This is a genomic window from Streptomyces sp. NPDC048383 (genome assembly GCF_040651775.1).
In the GTDB taxonomy this organism is placed as follows: domain Bacteria; phylum Actinomycetota; class Actinomycetes; order Streptomycetales; family Streptomycetaceae; genus Streptomyces.
Genome location: NZ_JBEZKS010000001.1, coordinates 300495 through 320737, shown reverse-complemented (window position 1 = coordinate 320737; position 20243 = coordinate 300495). Strand labels below are relative to the sequence as shown.

The window sequence follows — 20243 nt, the reverse complement described above, 5'->3', positions numbered from 1 at the left end:
ACGGGCAGGACGTACGGCGCCCCGCCCGCCGGGACGCTGAAGTCATGGCCGACACCCTGACCGTCCCGACCCGGCGCGCGACCGCGCGGCTGCCCCTCCTCGACGTCCTGCGCGGCGCCGCCATCCTCGGCACGCTCATGACCAACGTCTGGATCTTCACCTCCCCCGGCGCCGAGTGGGGCGTCCTCCAGGGGGGCCTCACCCCGGTCGACCCGCTGTCCGACCCGTCCGCCGCGAACATCGCCGAAACCGTGTTCCGCGCCCTCGCCGACGGCAAGTTCCTGGCCCTGCTGACGGTCCTGTTCGGCGTCGGGCTGGCCATCCAGTACGACTCGGCGGCCCGGCGCGGCAACCCGTGGCCGGGCCGGTACTGGCGGCGGGCCGCCTTCCTCTTCGTCGAGGGCACCGTCCACTTCCTGCTCGTCTTCGCCTGGGACGTGCTGATGGGCTACGCGGTGACCGCCCTCCTCGTGGCCCGGCTGCCGGCCCGCTCCGAGAAGGTCCGGCGCCGGGCCATGTGGACGGCCGGGGCGCTGCACCTGGTGATGGTGGCGTTGCTGACCCTGGCCCTGGTGGGCGGCTCGGACGACTCCGGGTCACGCTCCGGCTCCGGGTCCGGTGGGGTCGACCCCGAGGTCGTCGCCCTCTACGCCGAGGGGAACTGGCTCGACCAGATCGCCTTCCGGTTGCAGAACTTCGCCGCCCTGCGCATCGAACCCGTCTTCTCCTTCGGACTGTTGGTGTTCCTCTTCCTGCTCGGGGTCCGGCTGCACCGCGCGGGCGCCTTCACCGCCGGCGACACCGGCCGCCGCATCCGGGCCCGGATGGCCGGCTGGGGCCTGGGCCTCGGCCTGCCGCTGACCGTCGCGACCACCCTCGGCGGCGGCGACTTCTTCGCCGTCGGCCGCTACGGCGTCGCCCCGCTGGTCGCCGTCGGCTACATCGGGCTCATCGGCATCGCCCTCGACCGGCTGTGGCTGCCGAAGCCGGTGGTCACCGCCCTCTCCTCGGTCGGCCGCAGCGCCCTGTCCTGCTACGTCGCCCAGAACGCGCTCTGCGTCCTGCTCTGCTACGGCCTCGGTCTCGGCCTCGCCACCCGCTTCGCCGACGACGGGCCGTGGTGGGTGATGGGCCTGTGGGCCGCCGTCTCCCTGGTCCTGGCCCTCGGCTCGTGGCTATGGCTGCGCCGATTCGAGCGGGGCCCGCTGGAGGCCCTCCAGCACCGGGTGCTCAGGCCGCGCCGATGACACCGGGCCGTAGGCCGGGGCCGACGACACCGGGCCCTCGGCCCCGGCCGACGGCGCCGCGTCGCCGGCACGGGGTGACGGCACCGCGTCCGCCGGCCGGGCCGATGCCGCCCGGTGCTCAGGCCGGGCCGATGACCTGCCCCTCGTGCCAGCCCGCGCCGTCGCGCCACCAGTGCTGGAGCAGTCGGTCGGTGCGCAGGACGACGGCCTCCAGGTTGAACCCGAAGCTGCCCTGGAGCATCCCGGTCACGGCCAGCACGTCATGCCCGAACACCCCGCCCCGGGCCCAGCCCGCCGGCCGCGTTGGCCCGCCACCAGTGCTCCACCCGCCCGTCACCGCGGGCCGCGCACAGTTCGTAGTTCCCGGCGGTGTCCTCGTCCGCGGCCCCGTGCGGGCCCTCGATCAGGCAGGGCGCCGAGGTGACGCCCGCGCCGAACACCTCGCCCGGCCGCCAGGCGAAGCCGTCCGCGTCGTCCCGCCACCACAGCTGCATCCGACCGTCGGTGCGGGCGGCGACGAGGTCCAGCCGGCGGCCCCGGGTCTGGATCAGGGCCGGACCGTAGTGCGCGGTGCCGGGCGCGAACCGGCCGCCGTCGTTCCAGGTCCAGGGGGCCCCGTTGATCCGCCACCAGTGGTTCAGCCGGCCGTCGGCGGTCCGCACGACCACCTCGAAGTTCCCCGGCTTGCCGTAGTCGCTCTGGATGAACGCGGGGGTCGAGCCGACGGCCGCGTCGCCCGGTCCGAAGGCGCCGCCGTCGCGCCAGACCCGCACCGCCTGCTCGAAGTACCAGTGGCGCAACCGGCCGCCCGTCGTGACGTGCAGGGACTCCATGTTCCGGTTGTAGGTGGTGCCGGTGAAGGCGGGCTGGCCCGAGGCGTCGTGCGCGTACGTCTCGTCCCGCGACCAGGAGAACGGTGCCTCGCCCTCGCGCCACCAGTGCCGCAACCGGCCGGCGCCCGCCGTCGCGGCCATCTCGAAGTTGCGGTGGGCGCGGCCGTTGCCGCTCTCGTAGACGCTGCCCGCGTGCGACCGGCGCTTGCTCCAGGGGTCGATGTTCGTGCCGTACAGACCGCACTTCGCCCAGTCGTCGATGCCCGAATCCCCGTACGCGATCCGGCCGTAGCCGCCCACGTGGTGGTCCGTGCCCCAGGAATTGCGGAACAGCCAGCAGCCCGCCGCGTCGTCGTAGCCCACGATCAACACGCAGTGGCCGCCCGCCCGGCGGTCGCTGGTGCGGTGGTAGACGCCGGCGCCGAGCCCGAAGAAGTCGTCGTACACGTCGAAGCAGGCCGTCAGCGGGCCGACGGTGTCCAGCCAGACCTTTTGCTGCTCGACGTCCCCGAGCCGTACGGGCTCCGGGATCCGCACGGTCCGCCCCGACCGGTCCCAACTCGGCGTGTACTCCGCCCGCCACGCCTCCCGCCGCTCGGCGGGCAGCCCCGGGGGCGGCGTGCCGTACGGCCAGCAGTCCGGGTCCGCGAGGCCCCCGTTCGTACGGATCCAGTCCAGGGCGGTCTCCGGGTCGCCGCCCTGTCCGCAGGCCGACTTCATCCCGTCGTGCACGTCCCCCTCGGAACGCGCGGCCCACACCCCGTGCTCGATCCGGGCCATCGACTCCACCAGCGCGGTCGCCCCGAACACCCAGCAGGAGCAGCACGGGTTCTGGTCCTTCACCCGGGTCAGCCACGGCCGCCCCCAACGGTCGCGCCAGTCCACGGAGACGGGCCGCCCGCCGCCCGGACCGGCGTCCGCCGCGCCGGGCAGCAGCCCGTGCGCGGCCCTGCGCCGGGTCACGTCCGGATTGCCGCTCGCGTGCCCGACGAGCGCCCGCAGGTCGACGGGGCCCGCCTGCGCGGCCGGCGTCAGGTTCGCCCCCGGGTCCAGACCGAGCGCGGGCCGCGGCACGGGGTCCGCGTCCGCCAGGTGCTCGCCGACGGACCACCTCGCCCCGCACGCCGCGAGCTGCGCCCGTAGCTCCCCCACGGTCTGGACGGACTCCTGCGGCATGGCGGCCCCCCGGCTGCGACCGTTCGGATGCGAGACCCCTGAACGTCTCCCCGCCGCGGAACCCCGTCAAGGGGGTCCGCACGGTCGCTCGGTGGCACGGGGGTCGTACGGTGATCGCATGGAAGAGCCGTGCGCACGACGCCAGTTGGCGATGATCGCCGAGGTCCGCGGACTGGGCGTGGAGGTCTGGCTGCGGGGTGGCTGGGCCATGGACTTCTGGCTCGGCCGGATCACCCGCGAGCACGAGGACATCGACTGGTTCACCCGGTCGCGGGACGCCGGCCGGCTGATCGGCCCGCTCGTGGCCCGGGGGTACGAGGTCCTGCGGGCGGACGGCCAACAGCTGGACCTCGTACGCGACGGCGAGGAGCTGAGCTTCGCGCTGGTCGACCGGGACGGGGCCGGCCGGGACGTGGTGGCCGGCGGCCCCTGGGCGGGCACGCGGTGGCCGGCCAGGATGCTGGACGCGGCGGAGCCGGGGCGGCTGGGCGCGCTGGAGTGCCCGGTCGTCTCCCCGGCGGCGCAGATCGAGATCAAACGGATGACCCCGATATGGATACCGGGCCGCGCCAGGCGCCCGAAGGACGCGGCGGACGTGGCCCTGCTGGAGGCGACCTTGGCGGCCCGGGGCGCCCTTTGACACGTGCCCGCAGGGTGGCGCTGCCGGTCCGCTTCCGTGGGGCGGCCGGGGGGCGGCGCGGCGGGGGGCGCGTGTCGGGCCCGGGAAGCGGAGGACTTACGCGGGCGCGCGGGGCCTAGGCAGCAGGCGGCTACGGGCGCCGGCCACGCGGCAGGGGGACGTTGTGGGCAGGCCGGGCCCACGCAGCAGGCGACTACGCCGGCGCCCCCGGGCCCGTACGGCAGGGGGAGCATGCGAGCGTGCGGCCCGTACGCAGGGGATCATGCGGGCGCGCCCGGCCCCGCAGCAGGCGACTACGAGGGGGCGCCGGGCCCACACAGCGGGCGACTACGCCGGCGCCCCCGGGCCCGTACGGCAGGGGGAGCATGCGAGCGTGCGGCCCGTACGGCAGGGGATCATGCGGGCGCGCCCGGCCCCGCAGCAGGCGACTACGAGGGGGCGCCGGGCCCACGCAGCAGGCGACTACGCCGGCGCCCCGGGTTCGCACAGCAGGGGGAGCATGCGAGCGTGCCGGGCCCATGCAGCAGGGGACTTACGCGGGCGCGCTGCTACGGGACCGGCACGGGGACCGGGAGCGGGGGGAGGCCGGGCAGGCCGAGGCCGGTGAGGAGTGCGACCAGCGTGGCGACCAGGCTGGTCAGGACGTCGGTGGCCTTGGCCTTGGCGTCGGTCGTACAGCCGCAGGGACCCGCCGTCCTGAGGAGCCCGTCCACGGACTCCTTGAGGTTGTCGATCGCCGCCGTCATCACGTCGAGCGGCCCGGCGAAGGCCCGGGCCGGCACGGCGGGCCCCTTGGGCGCGGCGACGGGGAGCCTCGGTGCGTCCGCCGGGACCTGCGGTGCGGCGGCGGGGAGCTTCGCGGCGTCCGCCGGGAGCTGCGGGGCCGCGACAGGAAGCTTCGGGGCGTCCGCAGGCACCTTGGGCGCGTCCGCCGGGAGCTTCGGGGCGGCCGCCGGGACCTGCGGGGTGGTCACCGGCGGGGCCGGGGCGGTCGGGGTGGGTGGGAGGTTGTTTCTCAGGGTGGCGAGGGCCGTGTCGGTCTTCGACCGGAAGGCGGCCACGTCCGCCTCCGGGAGTTTGCCGTCGGGGGACGCGAGGACGGCGCCGAGCAGGTCGGTCACGGGCTGCAACACCCCGCCGATGGAGCCCAGTTGCCGGACCTGCGCGAGCAGCGCCTCGGCGTCGGGGATCGCCTTCGACCCGGCCTCGGCCGGCGCCGCGACCGGCGGCCTCGCGGGGGCGTCGGCGGCCGTCGCGAGGCCGGGGGACGCGGCCAGCAGCGCGGTGCAGAGCACTGCGGGGACGGCGTAGCGGGTGAGGCGCGTGGAGCGGCGCAACGGAACTCTCCTGTCCGGCGGGGCCTACGGGTGACTGGGACGTGTCCCGCTCCACGTAGCGGCACCCCGCCGGCCCCCGCAACCGCAGCGCGTCCACCACCCCCGGGGACACGCCGCGCAACCGGCGTACGTACCGCGCTGACCTGCGTCGATGCCGTCACCCTCGGCTGATGCCCCGTCGGACTGGCCGCCCCGGCGGTGCCGGCCCGTACCCCTCAGTCGCTCCCACCCCCACCGCAGGAGTGCCCTCCGCCCGGTCCGGGCCTTGCCCATCCGGACGAGGGCCCGGCCCGGCCCGGCCGGCGCGGACTGCGCCTGCGCGAAGACCCGGCGCAGCCGGTCCTGGAGGACGGGCGGCCCGTCGAAGACGTACGGGGCCAGGTACGGCCCCACGACGTCCCGGGACGTCCGTATAGGGTCCCGGTATGACTGGCTGGACGGCGCCGAGCGCGATCGAGAGAGAACTGCACGGGGCCAGGACGCGCGGCGACTGGTCCGGCTACCTCGACACCCTCGCCCGCGCCGAACTGTTCCTCCCGCAGTCCCGCGCCCGGGTCGACGCCGATCCGGGCCGGGCCCGCTTCCACCCGTCCCCGCACGACGGCAGCCTCGCCGTGTGGACCCGGGGCATGCTGCCCGCGCCCGACGCCGACACCGTCTTCCTGCGCCAGAGCCTCGCCTGGTTCGCGAACGCCTGGGACGAGCGGGACCCGGCCCACCTCGCCGTGAACCCGGGAACGCCCGCCGGGGCGTACCTGACCACCACGCCCGCCGACCGCGCCCGCTGGCGGGCCCACTGGGACGCCACCTCCGCCTGGGGTCCCGAGCCCGGCGCCGTGCACGCCCTGCACACCGGCGGGCCGTTGCACGGGGCCGTCGCGCACGGACTGGCCGTCGGAGCCCATCTCGCCGTCCTCAACGGGGAGTTCTGGAACGCCCTCGGCTACCACGGCAAGGGCTACACCCGCGAGCGCGAACGCCTGCGCACCTCCTGGGGGATCACGGACGCGACGGGCTGGTTCGACGTGTTGCGCCGCATGCAGCACGCCGAAGTCGTCAGCCCCGTCTGGGAGTTCGCCCTGCGCGTGCGCCGGATGCTCGCCTCCGACTTCGCCGGCCCCGTCGACGTCGAGCACTGGCGGCACGCCGTCGAGTACGGGCTGCGCCGCAGCGCCGAGCAGGCCGTCGAGCCGCAGCTCACCCCGGAGGGCGTGACCCTCGCGGAGCCCCGCCCGGTCGCCGAACTCGAAGGGGAGATAGCCGGCGTGCAACGGCTGATCGGCCGGATCGCCCGCTACGAACAGCGCTTCCGCGCCGACGGGCTGCTCCCCGAGGGCGGCTGGGTGCGTTCCGTCGCGGGCTGGGACCACGGCCGCGCCTCGCAGATGGCCCGCTGGGGTCTGGGCGCCCGCTACTGCACGATCGAGGACACCGAGCGGGCCGTCCTCCGGGCGGGCGAAGCGGCCCGGGGCAGCTACCGGTCCTGGGAGGAACTCTCCGCCGGGTACCTGCTCGGGCGCTGCCTGCACTTCGACGAGGAGGAGTTCGGCGAGTGGTACGCCTCCTCCCTCGCCACCCACCTGACCCTGACCACCGACCCGGCGAGCCCCTGGCTCAACATCCCCTGGCGGTAACCCGGTTCGCGCACCACCCCCCACCCGCACCGGCCCCACCCGCACCGCGCACCCCCGAGGCGCTACGGCAGACCCGCGCGCACCGCCGACCAGGCGTCGACGGCCCGCGCCAGGGGGTCTTCGGCCGTCAGGAAGGGGCGTACGAGGACCATCCACGCGATCAGGCTCTTGATCCGGCGCAGGTGCTGGATCCGCTCCGCCGGCAGCTCGCGCCAGCCGACGGCCAGCGCGGCGGCCGCCGGCGGGGTCAGGTCGATCAGCTCCAGCAGGTCCCGGCACAGGGCCGCCGGATCGCCGCCGGGCCCGGGACCGAACCGGCGGATCAGGTAGCTGCGCACGGCGGCCAGCTCGCAGGCCCGTACGAGGTCGGGCGTGCCCTCCGCCTCGGCGCAGCGGGCTCCGGCGGTCAACGCGATCCGGCCCCAGCGCAGCCGGACCCCGTCCGGCAGGTCCTCGTCCTGCATCCGGGCCCCGGCCAGGGCCCGCAGGGGTCGTGGGTGCGGCTCCTCCAGCAGCGGCGGCCCGCCGGCCAGCCAGGCCTCCAGTTCCGCGAGGGCGTGCCCGTCGGTCGGCACCGAGGTGAGCACCTGGCCGCGGGTCAGCAGCGCGACCATGGGGCCCGTGAGGTGGACCCGCGCGACGCGGCCCCCGCCGACGGAGTGCACGGTCAGTCCGGCGGCCTCGATGCGGCGCAGCCCGAGCCGCGCCTCCCCGGCTGCGTACACCTGCCCGGGGCGGGCGGCGCCGCCCAGGCACCGCACGAGGCACACCCCGCCCGTGACGTCGGCCCGCTCGACGGAGTACACCTGCAACTCGGTGATGGGCACGCGGACCCCCTTTCCCGGGCGGAGGCTACCGCGTCGGGAGCGGGCGGTTCACACGAGCCGGAGGGGGTTCGTTCCCGCCCGGGCGGCGGGGCTCAGCCCCCCGCGGGTTCCTCCAGGACGAGGCGGATCTCGGTGACCTCGTAGCCGGCCCGGTCGAAGGCGGCGGCCATGGGGAGGTTCACCACGTCGGTGGTCGCCGTGACGCGCTCGGCGCCGGCCGCGGCGTGGAAGCGGGTGATCTCGCCGAGGACCTCGTCGATCAGGCCCTTGCCGCGCTGCTCGGGGACGACGCCGAGGTAGCCGACGTTGCGGTGGTACGGGGTCGCGGAGGGGATCGCCATCCCGGCGAGCGTGCCGTCGGGCAGGTGCGCCAGCCGCCACCAGGAGCGTTCGCCGGGGCAGTCGAGGTAGTAGGCGAAGTCGGCGCGGGCGAACTCCTCCTCCGTCATCGTGGCGAGTTCCTGCCGGGTGTTCAGGTCGAGGCTGCCGCGGGAGAGGCGGGCGAAGACGTCGAGGAACTCCTCGTCGGTGCCCTCGCGGAAGACGAGCCGGCCGGTGGGCTCCGGGACCCCGGTGGCCGGGGTCCACTCGTAGCGCAGCCGCTCGACCTCCTGCGTCAGACCGGCCCGTCGGGCGGCCTCCTGGCGCCAGGCCACGGCTTCGACGAGCGCCGGGTCGGCGCGCCAGTCGCGCGGCAGGGAGAGGTTGTACAGGGGGGCCTTGCCGAAGGCGGCGTGCCCGGCGGCCAGCAGGCCGGCGGTGAGCGCGGCCGGGTCGGCGACGTCCTCGCGGACCTGGAGGCAGTCGAGGGCGACGGGACGCTCGCTGTCGGCCCGCCCCCACCACAGGGCGCGGGCGAGCACCTCGCCGTCGTCGTCCTCGGCGAACCAGATCCACTCGGGGCGGAACTGCCCGGCCGCGAGTTCCTCGCGGACGCGGTCGGCGGTGAGCGCCGCCACGGGGCCGTGCGCCGGGAAGGCGAGGGCCCGGTCGAGGTCGGCGGGGTCTGCGGGGTCTGCTGTGGCAGCGCGGAATGTCATCGGGGCGATGATCACACGGCGGATCCGGTCCTGACCAGGGGTTATCCACACCGACCCGCCCCGGCGGGCGGGGAACCCGCGGCCCGGACCGACGCACCGCCGAGGGCGACACACCGCCGAGGCCGACGCACCGCCGAGGCCGACGCACCGCCGAGGGCCGGCCTTCCCTGGGGAAGGCCGGCCCTCGGCGGATCGGTGCGCGCGCCCGGTCGTGGATCGGTGCGCGCCCGGTCTACGACCAGGTGATGAGCCGGCGGGGGTGTTCCAGGACCGCCGCGATGTCGGCCAGGAAGCGGGAGCCGAGCTCGCCGTCGATCAGACGGTGGTCGAACGACAGCGCCAGGGTGGTGACCTGACGGGCCTTCACCTTGCCCTTGTGGACCCACGGCTGGAGCTTGATCGCGCCGACCGCGAGGATCGCGGACTCGCCGGGGTTGATGATGGGCGTACCGGTGTCGACGCCGAAGACGCCGACGTTGGTGATGGTGATCGTGCCCTGCTGCATGTCGCCGGGGGAGGTCTTGCCGTCGCGGGCCGTGGCGACCAGTGAGGACAGCGCCTCGGACAGCTCCGGCAACGTCTTGGCGTGGGCGTCCTTGATGTTCGGGACGATCAGGCCGCGCGGGGTCGCCGCGGCGATCCCGAGGTTGACGTAGTGCTTGAGCACGATCTCCTGGGCCGCCTCGTCCCAGGACGCGTTGACGTCCGGGTTGCGGCGGATCGCCACGAGGACGGCCTTGGCGATGAGCAGCAGCGGGTTGATCCGCAGCCCGGCCAGGTCGGGATCGGCCTTGAGCTCGGTGACCAGCTTCATCGTCCGCGTCACGTCGAGGGTGATGAACTCGGTGACGTGCGGGGCGGTGAAGGCGGAGCCGACCATGGCTTGGGCGGTGACCTTGCGGACGCCCTTGACCGGGATCCGGGTCTCGCGCGCCGAGGGGTCCACGGCGACCGCGACGGCGGGCGCCGCGACGGCCTGCGCCGCCGGAGCGGCCACGGGCGCCGGGGCGACGGCCTGCGGGGTGATCGCCGCGGCGGCCGCGGCGTGCACGTCCTCGCGGGTCACGACGCCGCCCTGACCGGTGGGGACCACCGCGGCCAGGTCGATGCCGAGGTCCTTGGCGAGCTTGCGCACGGGCGGCTTCGCCAGCGGGCGCTCGCCCGTCGGCTGCGCCGGTACGGCGACGGCGACGGCGACCACGGCAGGAGCCGCGGCGGGAGCCGCCGGGGCCGGCGCGGTGCCGTTGCGGGCGGGCACGCCCTCGGCGGCCTTGCGCGGCCGGCGCTTGGTGGAGGCCGTGGACACGCCGTACCCGACGAGGACGGGCTGGCGGGCGGCGGGCTCCGGCTCGGCGGCCGCGGCGGCCTCCGAGCCCGTCGCGACGGCGGCGGCCACGGGGGCCTCGGCGACCGGGGCCGCCCCGTCCGCACCGGCGTCGGCGCCGGTCCGCACCGAGATGATGACCTGGCCGACGTCGACCGTGGTCCCCTCCTCGAAGAGGAGGGCGTGCACGACCCCGTCGAAGGGGATCGGCAGCTCCACGGCCGCCTTCGCCGTCTCGACCTCGCAGACGACCTGCCCGTCGGTGACGGTGTCACCGGGCTGGACGTACCACTTGAGGATCTCGGCCTCGGTGAGGCCCTCGCCCACGTCGGGCATCTTGAATTCGCGGATCGTCATCGGGGCACTCCTCAGTACGCCAGGGAGCGGTCGACGGCGTCGAGCACCCTGTCCAGGCCGGGCAGGTACTCGTCCTCCAGGCGGGCCGGCGGGTACGGCGCGTGGAAGCCGCCGACGCGCAGGACCGGCGCTTCGAGGTGGTAGAAGCAGCGCTCCGTGATGCGCGCCGCGATCTCGGAGCCCATACCGAGGAACACCGGCGCCTCGTGGACGACCACGAGCCGGCGGGTGCGCTCCACGGAGGCCTGGAGCCCGTCGAAGTCGACCGGGGACATCGAGCGCAGGTCCACGACCTCGATCGACTTGCCCTCCTCGGCGGCCGCGGCGGCGGCCTCCAGACAGACCTTCACCATGGGGCCGTAGGCCGCCAGGGTGACGTCGGTGCCGGAGCGGGCGACGCGCGCCTTGTGCAGCTCGCCGGGGATGGCCTCGACGTCGACCTCGCCCTTGTCCCAGTAGCGCCGCTTCGGCTCGAAGAAGATCACCGGGTCGTCGCTGAGGATGGCCTGTTGGAGCATCCAGTAGGCGTCGCTCGCGTTCGACGGCGAGACCACCTTGAGGCCCGGTACGTGCGCGAAGAGCGCCTCGGGGGACTCGCTGTGGTGCTCGACGGCGCCGATGCCGCCCGCGTACGGGATGCGGATGACGACCGGCATCTTGATCTTGCCGAGCGCCCGGGCGTGCATCTTCGCGAGCTGCGTGACGATCTGGTCGTACGCGGGGAAGACGAACCCGTCGAACTGGATCTCCACGACCGGCCGGTACCCGCGCAGGGCCAGGCCGATGGCGGTGCCGACGATGCCCGACTCGGCGAGCGGGGTGTCGATGACCCGCTCCTCGCCGAAGTCCTTCTGCAGCCCGTCGGTGATGCGGAAGACGCCGCCCAGCTTGCCGACGTCCTCACCCATGATCAGGACCTTGGGGTCCGTCTCCAGGGCCTTGCGCAGCGACTCGTTGAGCGCCTTCGCGATCGACATCTTTTCGATGGCCATGGTGGTCACTCCCCACCCTCGAAGGACGCGAGGTAGGAGGCGAACTGCGCCCGCTCCTCGTCGACGAGCGCGTGCCCGTCCGCGTAGACGTTCTCGAAGATCGCCATCGTGTCGGGGTCGGGCATGGCCCGTACGACCTCGCGCACGCGCTTGCCCAAGACCTCGCTCTCCGCCTCCAGCTCCGCGAAGAACGCCTCGTCGGCGCCCCCGGAGGCCAGCAGGTGGGCCTTCAGGCGCAGGATCGGGTCCTTCGCCTCCCAGGCCGCGGTCTCCTCGTCGCGCCGGTACTTCGTCGGGTCGTCCGAGGTGGTGTGCGCGCCCATGCGGTACGTGAACGCCTCGACCAGGGTCGGGCCCTCGCCGCGGCGCGCGCGCTCCAGCGCCCAGCGGGTGACCGCGAGGCAGGCCAGGACGTCGTTGCCGTCGACGCGGACGCCGGGGAAGCCGAAGCCCTGCGCGCGCTGGTAGAGCGGCACGCGCATCTGGCGCTCGGTGGGCTCGGAGATCGCCCACTGGTTGTTCTGGCAGAAGAACACGACCGGCGAGTTGTAGACGGCCGAGAAGGTGAAGGCCTCCGCGACGTCGCCCTGGCTGGACGCGCCGTCGCCGAAGTACGCGATGACGGCCGAGTCGGCGCCGTCCTTGGCCACGCCCATGGCGTAGCCGGTCGCGTGCAGCGTCTGCGAGCCGATGACGATCGTGTACAGGTGGAAGTTGTTGATCGTCGGGTCCCAGCCGCCGTGGTTCACACCGCGGAACATGCCGAGCAGGTTGGTCGGGTCGACCCCGCGGCACCAGGCCACGCCGTGCTCGCGGTAGGTCGGGAAGACGTAGTCGTCGTCCCGCAGGGCCCGGCCGGAGCCGATCTGCGCCGCTTCCTGGCCGAGCAGCGAGGCCCACAGGCCCAGCTCGCCCTGGCGCTGGAGGGCGGTCGCCTCGCCGTCGAAGCGGCGGGTCAGGACCATGTCGCGGTACAGCCCGCGCAGGTCGTCGGTGGTGATGTCCGCGACGAAGGGCGCGAACTCCGCGAGGTCCGGATGGTCCGCCACCTCGACCCGTTCTCCTTCGGGCGTCAGCAGTTGTACGAGCTGAGGCTCGGCGTCGTGCGGCTGTGCGGTGGCGGCGGCGGTCTTGCGGGCGCTCGCCGCGCCGGCTGCCCGCTTGGTGCCGCTGCTGCGTCGCGGCTTGCGCGCGGCAGTGCTCTCCACGGTCACGTGTGCTCCTCCGTCGGTCCGGCACCCGGGTTCTCCGGGGTCCAGTGCGGCTCACCTGCATCTGTACCCGCGCACGGGGTGGGTGCGCGTCGAGTACGGGATTCAGGCGTGACAGGTGCCCCGGCGAGTGCCCTGCGCAATGCACGTTACCCAGTGCGTCGTATAACCGCGAAACCCCGTTTGACCTGCGATTTTGCTTGGATATCCAAGTAAATCGGCGGGAGCGCGAACAACCACTGGTCACAGCCTTGCAGGGGGCCGGAACAACGGCACGTTATCCCGGGTAACTCCGGCAGGGAAGGGGTGAGTGTGTGAAACTGACTTCGTGCGCGAAGACGGAAAAATCAAGGTATTCCTCCTGGACGACCACGAAGTGGTACGTCGGGGTGTTCATGAGCTGTTGTCGGTCGAAGACGACATCGAGATCGTCGGTGAGGCCGGTACCGCGGCGGACGCGCTGGTGCGCATCCCGGCGACCCGCCCCGACGTCGCGGTTCTCGACGTGCGGCTCCCGGACGGCAGCGGCGTCGAGGTGTGCCGGGAGGTGCGCTCGCAGAACGAGGACATCAAGTGCCTGATGCTGACCTCGTTCGCCGATGACGAGGCCCTCTTCGACGCGATCATGGCCGGCGCCTCCGGTTACGTCCTCAAGGCGATCCGCGGCAACGAACTGCTGAGCGCCGTACGGGACGTGGCGGCCGGCAGGTCGCTGCTGGACCCCGTCGCGACCGCACGGGTGCTGGAGCGGCTGCGCGACGGCAAGAACGGCAAGGGCGACGACCGGCTCTCCAACCTCACCGAGCAGGAGCGCAAGATCCTCGACCTGATCGGCGAGGGACTGACGAACCGGGTCATCGGCGAGCGGCTGCACCTCGCCGAGAAGACGATCAAGAACTACGTCTCCAGTCTGCTCTCGAAGCTCGGCATGGAGCGCCGCTCCCAGGCCGCCGCGTACGTGGCCCGCCTCCAGGCGGAGAAGCGCGCGTAGCTCCCCCCGACCCCCGGGCCGATGACGCACGGTGACGGACCCCCGGGGGACGGTGCCCGACCCCGGGGCCGCCGGTGGCGCCCTCGGCGCTCTCGGCCCATTCGGGACCAACGTCCCCGATGATCGGGGCGGGATCCCCTTTCCCGACGCCGCGTCGGTGCCGGACAGTGGTCGCATGTCCCCTGAGGAACTCCACGCCATCGAACTGCTGCGCCGCGTGCCCTACGGCCGAGTCGCCACCAGCATGCGCGCGCTGCCCTTCCTCGCCCTCGCCCGCCACATCGTGGTGGACGACAAGGTCGTCCTGAGAATGCACGCCGGTTTCGGCCATCACCAGGCCTGCAACGGCAGTGTCGTCTCGTACGGGGCGGACAACTTCAATTCCCCCGACGAACGGTTGTGGTCGGTGCAGTTCACCGGCACCGCGGAGATCGTCGAACCGACCAACGGGGAACTGGAACTATTCGGTCCGGGCCCGCATTTCGTGGACGGCGCGGTCTTCGATCCGGTCTACATGCGCATCGAACCCCAACTCGTCACCGTCCACACCCTGGCCGGGAACACGAACCGCCGGGAACGGCAGTACCAACACGCATTGTGATCATCGGACGGACCGACCTCGCGCGCGGGTACGCGAAAGGGCCCGGCGGAATTGGTTCCGCCGGGCCCTTTCGCGTACTTCGGATGCGTTCGGGTGCCTACTCGACCGGGTTCGCCGGGCCGCCCGTGACGGGGTCCGTCGGCTCCTTCGTCGGAGGCTCCTTCGTCGGAGGCTCCTTCGTGGGGGGCTCCTTCGTGGGGGGTGTCGGGTCCACCGGCGTGGTCTTGCTCGCCGTCGGGGTCGGGCTCGTGCTGGCGCTCGCCGTCGGGCCCGTGCTCGGCGTGAACCTGTTGCTCTTGGTCGGGTTCGGCGCGTACGTCTCCTCGTACGTCTTCGAGGTCGACGGCGCCGAGGGGCTCGACTCGGGTTCCGGGCTGGTCTCCCCCGGCTTGCTCTGCGAGGCGCCCGGCGAGCTCTGGTTCGTGCTCGGGGTCTTGTCCTTGTTGCTGTTGTTCTCGCTGACGTTCTTCCACGCGTACGCCACACCGCCGGCGATGGCGAGCACCGCCACCAGCGCGAACAGCATCATCTTCCAGCGCCCGCCGCGCGGACGCTCGTCGTAGCCGCCGTAGCCGCCCTGACCGCCGCCCGGGCCGCCGTGACCGCCGCCGCCCGGGAACGCGGAGCCGTCGTCCGGGTTGAGCGGCGGCACCATCGGCTGCTGGAACTGCGAGGTCGTGGAGTGCGCCGAGTACTGGCCGCCGTTGCCGTTCGCCTGCATCGCCGTGGTCGGCGAGCCGGGCTGGCCGTGCGGGAGGGACATGGTGACCGGACCGGTGTTCCAGGTGCCGGTGTTCGCGCCCTGCTCCTGGAGCATCTGGAGCGCGTACTGGGTGAGTCCGCGCATCTCCTCGGCGCTCTGGAACCGGTCGTCCGGGTCCTTGGCGAGCGACCGCATGACCAGGCCGTCGAGTTCCTTCGGGATCGAACCGCCCTCGGGCAGCTGCGAAGGCGGCACCGGGGCGTCCTGCACGTGCTGGTAGACCACCGAGAGCGGGGTCTCGCCGGTGAAGGGGGGCCGCAGCGCGAGGAGTTCGTAGAGGAGGCAGCCGGTCGCGTACAGGTCGCTGCGGTGGTCCACGGCCTTGCCGAGGGCCTGTTCGGGCGACAGGTACTGCGGGGTGCCCATGACCATGCCGGTCTGGGTCATCGTCGACTGCACGCCGTGCAGGGCGCGGGCGATGCCGAAGTCCATCACCTTCACCGCGCCGGTGTTGGTGATGATGACGTTCGCGGGCTTGATGTCACGGTGCACGATGCCGTGCTGGTGGGAGTACGCGAGGGCTTCCAGCACGCCCGAGACGATGATCAGCGCCTGCTCGGGGCCCGGGGCCTCGGCGCTGATCAGCAGGTCGCGGATGGTGCGGCCCTCGACGAGCTCCATCACGATGTAGGGGACGACGTTCGGTCCGACCCGGTCCTCGCCCGAGTCGTACACGGCGACCACGGCGTGGTGGTTGAGGCCGGCGACGGACTGGGCCTCGCGCGTGAACCGGGCCTTGGACACCGGGTCCTCGGCGAGGTCGGCGCGCAGCAGCTTCACGGCGACGGTACGGCCCAGGCGCACGTCCTCGGCGGCGAAGACCTCAGCCATGCCGCCGCGGCCCAGGCGGTGGGTCAGCCGGTAGCGGCCGTCCCCGACGATGCCGCCCGCGCCCCAATGTTCAGGACCGTCGGCCATCCCGGCGCCGTTTCCCTCGGGTTCGGGTGCCATCAGTCCTCGCCGTCGTCTCTCTCGTCCGCTCTAGCGGTGGGTCCTCATCGGGTCCTCATCGGGTGCTCCGACGAACGCTACAGCCTCCGAACCGGTCACCGTCCGGACGAAGGCGGCGCGTGCCCCCGTGGTCACGGAACGGGTACCTGGCTTGACGTGTGCTTGCCCTCCGGCAGACTGGGCGCCACATGCGCTCAGCCGGACGCGTGGGGACGCAGCCCGAGGGGAAGCAACAGTCATGAGCCAGGACGGCACACAGGGCCGGTACGCAGGCGGCTCTCTGGCCGGCGGCCGTTACCAGCTAAGGGATTTGCTGGGTGAGGGCGGCATGGCGTCGGTCTACCTCGCGTACGACTCCGCGCTGGACCGGCAGGTGGCGATCAAGACCCTGCACAGCGAACTGGGGCGCGAGGCGTCCTTCCGCGAGCGGTTCCGCCGTGAGGCGCAGGCTGTTGCGAAACTGTCGCACACCAATATCGTCTCGGTCTTCGACACCGGCGAGGGCGAAGTCGTCTTCGGCGGCTCCGGCGGCGGCGACAGCACCGTGATGCCCTACATCGTCATGGAATACGTGGAAGGTCAGCCCCTGGGCTCCGCCCTGGAGGCCGACATCCGCCAGTACGGCGCGATGCCCGCGGACAGGGCGCTGAAGGTGACGGCCGACGTGCTGGCCGCGCTGGAGACCAGCCACGAGATGGGGCTGGTCCACCGCGACATCAAGCCCGGCAACGTGATGATGACCAAGCGCGGCGTCGTCAAGGTGATGGACTTCGGCATCGCCCGCGCCATGCAGTCGGGCGTCACCTCGATGACGCAGACCGGCATGGTCGTCGGCACCCCGCAGTACCTCTCCCCGGAGCAGGCCCTGGGCCGCGGCGTGGACGCCCGTTCCGACCTGTACTCGGTCGGCATCATGCTGTTCCAGCTGCTGACCGGGCGCATCCCCTTCGACGCGGACTCGCCGCTGGCCATCGCGTACGCGCACGTGCAGGAGGAGCCGGTGGCTCCGTCGACCATCAACCGGGCGGTCACCCCGGCGATGGACGCGCTCGTCGCCCGGGCGCTGAAGAAGAACCCGAACGAGCGCTACCCCACGGCCGCCGCCATGCGCGACGACCTGCTGCGGGTGCTGTCGGCCGGCCGGACGGGCGCGCCGGCGATCGTGCCCGGCGCCGTCACCGGGGGCAGCGGCGCCGGCGTGGGTTCGGCCGTGTTCCCGCCCGTCGACTCCGGGTTCCAGGCCCCGCCGCCGCAGTCGCTCCAGCAGCCCTACCAGGCGCCGTCCCCGTACGCGCCGACGCCCCCGCCGCAGCACCACCAGGGCGGGTACGCGTACCCGCAGCAGGGCGTGCACACGCCGGCGCCGCAGCAGTACGCGCCGCAGACGCCGGCGCCGTTCACCATCTCCCCGTCGCACCAGGGCGGCGCGACGGGCGGCTCGGGCGGTGGCCGGCGGAACACGCCGGTCGTGGTCGGCGCGATCGTCGTGGCCCTGCTGGCCGTCGGCGGTCTGATCGCGGCGCTCTCGATGAACGGCAAGGACGAGGACCCGCAGGCCGGCCCGGGGCCGAGCGCCTCCGCGTCGGCGTCCGCGTCCGGTTCCGCCAAGGCGGGCTTCAAGGGGCCGGACACCTCGCGCACGATCGACGTCGAGAAGTGCAAGAAGCCGTCCAAGGCCTACAAGGACGCGAACAAGGTCATCGCGCCCGACCTGCGGTACAAGAACCTCCGCTCGGTCAAGGAGTGCCTCCAGGCCGCCGGCTGGCGCTACGAGATCGAGACGCGGGACGAGGCGGTCTACGGCCAGGACACCGTCCTGGAGCAGCTGCCCGCGGCCGGTGACGACGTGGCGAAGGACGACACGGAGTTCAAGCTGATCGTCTCCAGCGGCAACCCGCAGTAGGACCCGCGGAGGGGCCCGTAGCAGGACCTGCGGGAGGACCCGTAGGAGGAACCGTAGGAGGAGACGGTCGGTCCGGGGCTTCCCGGGCGACCCGCACGACACACCCGGCATCCCGGGCCACCCCGATGGGCGGCCCGGGATGCCGCTTTTGCCCCACTATGTAAATCTGAGCACGAACCTGCCGCCGTCGGCCCGGTCATTCGGCCGCCCATTAGCCCGCCCGTCCGCCGCTCCGCCGCTCGGTCCTCGGTCTTCCGCTTTGCCGGATCTCGGTTTCCGCTTCCTCGGTCAACCGGAACGGGAGGGGCTCCCCGTGACTCATCGCCTCCGCGTCCCGCACTGGGCGGCCGGAGCCGCGCTCGCCGCCGCGCTGCTGGTCACGGCGCCGGCGAGCGCCGCCCTCGACGTCGCCGCGGCCACCGTCGCCGGTCGGACCACCGACGCCGACGGCGGGCCCCGCGAGGACCTCGCCGGCAGCGCCGCCGGGGAGGGGCGGGAGCGGCCCGGGCGCCCGGTCGGCGAACCGGCCTCCGTGGACGTGGCCCCGGTGTCGCGTCCGCTGCGGCCGGTCCACCCCGTCCGGCCCGCGCACCCCGTACGGCCCGCGCAGCCGCCGCCCGGCGAGCCGGTCCTCCCTCCGGAGGTCGCGCCCGAGCCGCGGCCGCCCGCCGCGGCGAGCCCACCGTCCTCCGTCACCGCGATGGGCACCGGGCCGAACGAGCGGGCCGCCGATCTGGCCGCCCACATACTGCCGCTCGGCACCGGGCTGGCCCTGATGGGACTGGGCCTCGGCTTCATGGGGATGCGGCTGCGGCGCGGCCGCTGACCGCCCCGGAACCGGCCTCCTCGGGGCCCGTGACCACCCCCGGATCCTCCCGGGGGTCCTTGCGAGCAAGGGCATACTCGGTATACATACTGAGTATGTCCATTCGCCACGGTCTTCTCGCCCTGCTGGAACGGGGCCCCCGGTACGGCTCCCAACTGCGTTCCGAATTCGAATCCCGCACCGGCTCCACCTGGCCCCTCAACGTCGGGCAGGTGTACACCACCCTCGGCCGCCTGGAGCGCGACGGACTCGTCGCCCCCGGCGGCGAGGACGCGGCCGGACACACCCTGTACGCCATCACCGACACCGGGAGCGCCGAACTGCGCGAGTGGTACGAGCGCCCCGTCGACCGCACCAACCCGCCGCGCGACGAGCTGTCCATCAAGCTCGCCATGGCCGTCGGCGCCCCCGGCGTGGACATCCGCGCCGTGATCCAGTCCCAGCGGCACGCCACCGTGCGCGCCATGCAGGACTACACCCGGCTCAAGGCCAGGGCCCTCGGCGCCATCGAGAGCGGCGAGGCCGACGAACGCGACGACCTCGCCTGGCTGCTCGTCCTGGAGCAGCTGATCTTCCAGACCGAGGCCGAGGCCCGCTGGCTCGACCACTCCGAGGCACGGCTCGTACGGCTCTCTCAGCAGGCCGGCCGGACACCCGCCGGGCCCGCCGCCCCCGCTCCGCCGGGGACCGCCACCGACGAGCCCGCCACCGAGCCCACCGCCGGCGCCACCGCCGGCCGGCCCCGTACCGCCCGACCGCGGCGGGGCTGACCACCGTTCCAAGGGGAACCCCTCATGCCCGACCAGCACACCACGCAACCCGTACTCCAACTGGACCGGCTCGTGCGCACCCACGGCAGCGGCGCCACCGAGGTGCACGCCCTGCGCGGGATCGACCTCGTCGTCCACCCCGGCGAACTCGTCGCCGTGATGGGCCCGTCCGGATCCGGCAAGTCCACGCTGCTCACCCTCGCGGGCGGCCTCGACACCCCGACCAGCGGCCGGGTCCTCGTCGAGGGCCTCGACATCACCACCGCGAGCCGCAAACAACTCGCCGCCATGCGCCGGCGCAGCATCGGCTACGTCTTCCAGGACTACAACCTGATACCGGCCCTCACCGCGGCCGAGAACGTGGCGCTGCCCCTCGAACTCGACGGCGTCCCCGCCCGCAGGGCCCGCGTCGCCTCCATCGCCGCGCTGGAGGAGATGGGCCTCGCGCAGCTCGCCCACCGCTTCCCCGACGAGATGTCCGGCGGCCAGCAACAGCGCGTCGCCATCGCCCGCGCGCTGGTCGGCGACCGCCGACTGGTCCTCGCCGACGAGCCCACCGGCGCCCTCGAATCCGAGACCGGTGAATCCGTACTGGCCCTGCTGCGCAACCGCTGCGACGCGGGCGCGGCCGGGATCCTGGTCACGCACGAACCCCGCTTCGCCGCCTGGGCGGACCGGGTCGTCTTCCTGCGCGACGGCACCGTCGTGGACGAGACCCTGCGCAGCGGCGCCGACTCGCTGCTCTCGGGGCGGGCGGCCGGCCTGTGACCTCCCCGTTCGGCTCCTGGTTCCACCCCTGGGTCGCGGCCCTGCGCATCGC

The 20243-nt window shown here is 73.6% G+C and carries 18 protein-coding genes; 9 read left to right on the top strand and 9 right to left on the bottom strand.

What is annotated here, in order from left to right; genetic code table 11:
- The first annotated feature begins 44 nt into the window (after positions 1–44).
- Entirely contained in the window at positions 45–1247 is a 1203-nt protein-coding gene (locus tag AB0D46_RS01525; RefSeq protein ID WP_362875207.1) for a DUF418 domain-containing protein, read from the top strand.
- A 118-nt stretch (positions 1248–1365) separates the two neighbouring features.
- Here AB0D46_RS01525 and AB0D46_RS01520 read toward each other — a convergent pair whose 3' ends face one another.
- The gene (locus AB0D46_RS01520; RefSeq protein ID WP_362875206.1) at positions 1366–1506 is read right to left on the bottom strand and encodes a hypothetical protein; all 141 of its coding nucleotides are present in this window, start codon (positions 1504–1506) and stop codon (positions 1366–1368) included.
- 1 nt (position 1507) lies between these two features.
- A complete protein-coding gene (locus AB0D46_RS01515) occupies positions 1508–3256 on the bottom strand; it encodes a C1 family peptidase (protein WP_362875205.1) in 1749 nt (582 codons plus the stop codon).
- 118 nt (positions 3257–3374) lie between these two features.
- Here AB0D46_RS01515 and AB0D46_RS01510 point away from each other — a divergent pair, with 118 nt between their 5' ends.
- Positions 3375–3896: an aminoglycoside adenylyltransferase gene (locus tag AB0D46_RS01510; protein WP_362875204.1), complete on the top strand. Its 522-nt coding sequence runs from the start codon at positions 3375–3377 to the stop codon at positions 3894–3896.
- A 548-nt stretch (positions 3897–4444) separates the two neighbouring features.
- Here the strand turns inward: AB0D46_RS01510 and AB0D46_RS01505 are convergent.
- Entirely contained in the window at positions 4445–5233 is a 789-nt protein-coding gene (locus tag AB0D46_RS01505) for a hypothetical protein (protein WP_362875203.1), read from the bottom strand.
- Between the two features lie 425 nt (positions 5234–5658).
- Here AB0D46_RS01505 and AB0D46_RS01500 point away from each other — a divergent pair, with 425 nt between their 5' ends.
- Entirely contained in the window at positions 5659–6867 is a 1209-nt protein-coding gene (locus tag AB0D46_RS01500) for a DUF1266 domain-containing protein (RefSeq protein ID WP_362875202.1), read from the top strand.
- A gap of 62 nt (positions 6868–6929) precedes the next feature.
- On the opposite strand, the gene AB0D46_RS01495 is transcribed toward AB0D46_RS01500, so the two are convergent.
- The 5 genes from AB0D46_RS01495 to pdhA all read right to left on the bottom strand — a co-directional run bounded on the left by AB0D46_RS01495 (position 6930) and on the right by pdhA (position 12621).
- Positions 6930–7694 (bottom strand): hypothetical protein, encoded by a 765-nt coding sequence (locus AB0D46_RS01495; protein WP_362875201.1) that lies wholly within the window; start codon positions 7692–7694, stop codon positions 6930–6932.
- A gap of 92 nt (positions 7695–7786) precedes the next feature.
- On the bottom strand, positions 7787–8734 hold the full coding sequence (locus AB0D46_RS01490; RefSeq protein ID WP_362875200.1) for a GNAT family N-acetyltransferase: 948 nt from the start codon (positions 8732–8734) through the stop codon (positions 7787–7789).
- A 232-nt stretch (positions 8735–8966) separates the two neighbouring features.
- The gene (locus AB0D46_RS01485; RefSeq protein WP_362875199.1) at positions 8967–10415 is read right to left on the bottom strand and encodes a dihydrolipoamide acetyltransferase family protein; all 1449 of its coding nucleotides are present in this window, start codon (positions 10413–10415) and stop codon (positions 8967–8969) included.
- An 11-nt stretch (positions 10416–10426) separates the two neighbouring features.
- On the bottom strand, positions 10427–11407 hold the full coding sequence (locus AB0D46_RS01480; RefSeq protein WP_362875198.1) for an alpha-ketoacid dehydrogenase subunit beta: 981 nt from the start codon (positions 11405–11407) through the stop codon (positions 10427–10429).
- Positions 11408–11412: 5 nt separating this feature from the next.
- Positions 11413–12621, bottom strand: coding sequence for a pyruvate dehydrogenase (acetyl-transferring) E1 component subunit alpha (gene pdhA / locus AB0D46_RS01475; RefSeq protein ID WP_362875197.1), 1209 nt, complete (start codon positions 12619–12621; stop codon positions 11413–11415).
- Positions 12622–12946: 325 nt separating this feature from the next.
- Between pdhA and AB0D46_RS01470 the strand changes: the two genes are divergently transcribed.
- The gene (locus AB0D46_RS01470) at positions 12947–13609 is read left to right on the top strand and encodes a response regulator transcription factor (RefSeq protein WP_362875196.1); all 663 of its coding nucleotides are present in this window, start codon (positions 12947–12949) and stop codon (positions 13607–13609) included.
- 175 nt (positions 13610–13784) lie between these two features.
- A complete protein-coding gene (locus AB0D46_RS01465; RefSeq protein ID WP_362875195.1) occupies positions 13785–14210 on the top strand; it encodes a pyridoxamine 5'-phosphate oxidase family protein in 426 nt (141 codons plus the stop codon).
- A 97-nt stretch (positions 14211–14307) separates the two neighbouring features.
- On the opposite strand, the gene AB0D46_RS01460 is transcribed toward AB0D46_RS01465, so the two are convergent.
- Positions 14308–15924: a protein kinase gene (locus tag AB0D46_RS01460; RefSeq protein WP_362875194.1), complete on the bottom strand. Its 1617-nt coding sequence runs from the start codon at positions 15922–15924 to the stop codon at positions 14308–14310.
- A 238-nt stretch (positions 15925–16162) separates the two neighbouring features.
- Between AB0D46_RS01460 and AB0D46_RS01455 the strand changes: the two genes are divergently transcribed.
- The 4 genes from AB0D46_RS01455 (at position 16163) to AB0D46_RS01440 (ending at position 20191) form a co-directional block, all read left to right on the top strand.
- Positions 16163–17827, top strand: a complete 1665-nt coding sequence (locus AB0D46_RS01455) for a protein kinase (RefSeq protein ID WP_362875193.1) — start codon at positions 16163–16165, stop codon at positions 17825–17827.
- A gap of 313 nt (positions 17828–18140) precedes the next feature.
- A complete protein-coding gene (locus AB0D46_RS01450) occupies positions 18141–18653 on the top strand; it encodes a hypothetical protein (RefSeq protein WP_362875192.1) in 513 nt (170 codons plus the stop codon).
- Positions 18654–18748: 95 nt separating this feature from the next.
- On the top strand, positions 18749–19423 hold the full coding sequence (locus AB0D46_RS01445) for a PadR family transcriptional regulator (protein ID WP_362875191.1): 675 nt from the start codon (positions 18749–18751) through the stop codon (positions 19421–19423).
- A gap of 24 nt (positions 19424–19447) precedes the next feature.
- The gene (locus AB0D46_RS01440) at positions 19448–20191 is read left to right on the top strand and encodes an ABC transporter ATP-binding protein (protein WP_362875190.1); all 744 of its coding nucleotides are present in this window, start codon (positions 19448–19450) and stop codon (positions 20189–20191) included.
- Positions 20192–20243 lie beyond the last annotated feature (52 nt).

What these genes read in the sequence shown, in the direction of transcription:
- AB0D46_RS01500 (WP_362875202.1), top strand. Translation starts at nt 5,659, where the DNA reads ATGACTGGCTGGACGGCGCCGAGCGCGATCGAGAGAGAACTGCACGGG.
- AB0D46_RS01440 (WP_362875190.1), top strand. Translation starts at nt 19,448, where the DNA reads ATGCCCGACCAGCACACCACGCAACCCGTACTCCAACTGGACCGGCTC.
- AB0D46_RS01455 (WP_362875193.1), top strand. Translation starts at nt 16,163, where the DNA reads ATGAGCCAGGACGGCACACAGGGCCGGTACGCAGGCGGCTCTCTGGCC.
- AB0D46_RS01480 (WP_362875198.1), bottom strand. Translation starts at nt 11,407, where the DNA reads ATGGCCATCGAAAAGATGTCGATCGCGAAGGCGCTCAACGAGTCGCTG.
- AB0D46_RS01445 (WP_362875191.1), top strand. Translation starts at nt 18,749, where the DNA reads ATGTCCATTCGCCACGGTCTTCTCGCCCTGCTGGAACGGGGCCCCCGG.
- AB0D46_RS01525 (WP_362875207.1), top strand. Translation starts at nt 45, where the DNA reads ATGGCCGACACCCTGACCGTCCCGACCCGGCGCGCGACCGCGCGGCTG.
- AB0D46_RS01510 (WP_362875204.1), top strand. Translation starts at nt 3,375, where the DNA reads ATGGAAGAGCCGTGCGCACGACGCCAGTTGGCGATGATCGCCGAGGTC.
- AB0D46_RS01465 (WP_362875195.1), top strand. Translation starts at nt 13,785, where the DNA reads ATGTCCCCTGAGGAACTCCACGCCATCGAACTGCTGCGCCGCGTGCCC.
- AB0D46_RS01485 (WP_362875199.1), bottom strand. Translation starts at nt 10,415, where the DNA reads ATGACGATCCGCGAATTCAAGATGCCCGACGTGGGCGAGGGCCTCACC.
- AB0D46_RS01490 (WP_362875200.1), bottom strand. Translation starts at nt 8,734, where the DNA reads ATGACATTCCGCGCTGCCACAGCAGACCCCGCAGACCCCGCCGACCTC.
- AB0D46_RS01460 (WP_362875194.1), bottom strand. Translation starts at nt 15,924, where the DNA reads ATGGCACCCGAACCCGAGGGAAACGGCGCCGGGATGGCCGACGGTCCT.
- AB0D46_RS01515 (WP_362875205.1), bottom strand. Translation starts at nt 3,256, where the DNA reads ATGCCGCAGGAGTCCGTCCAGACCGTGGGGGAGCTACGGGCGCAGCTC.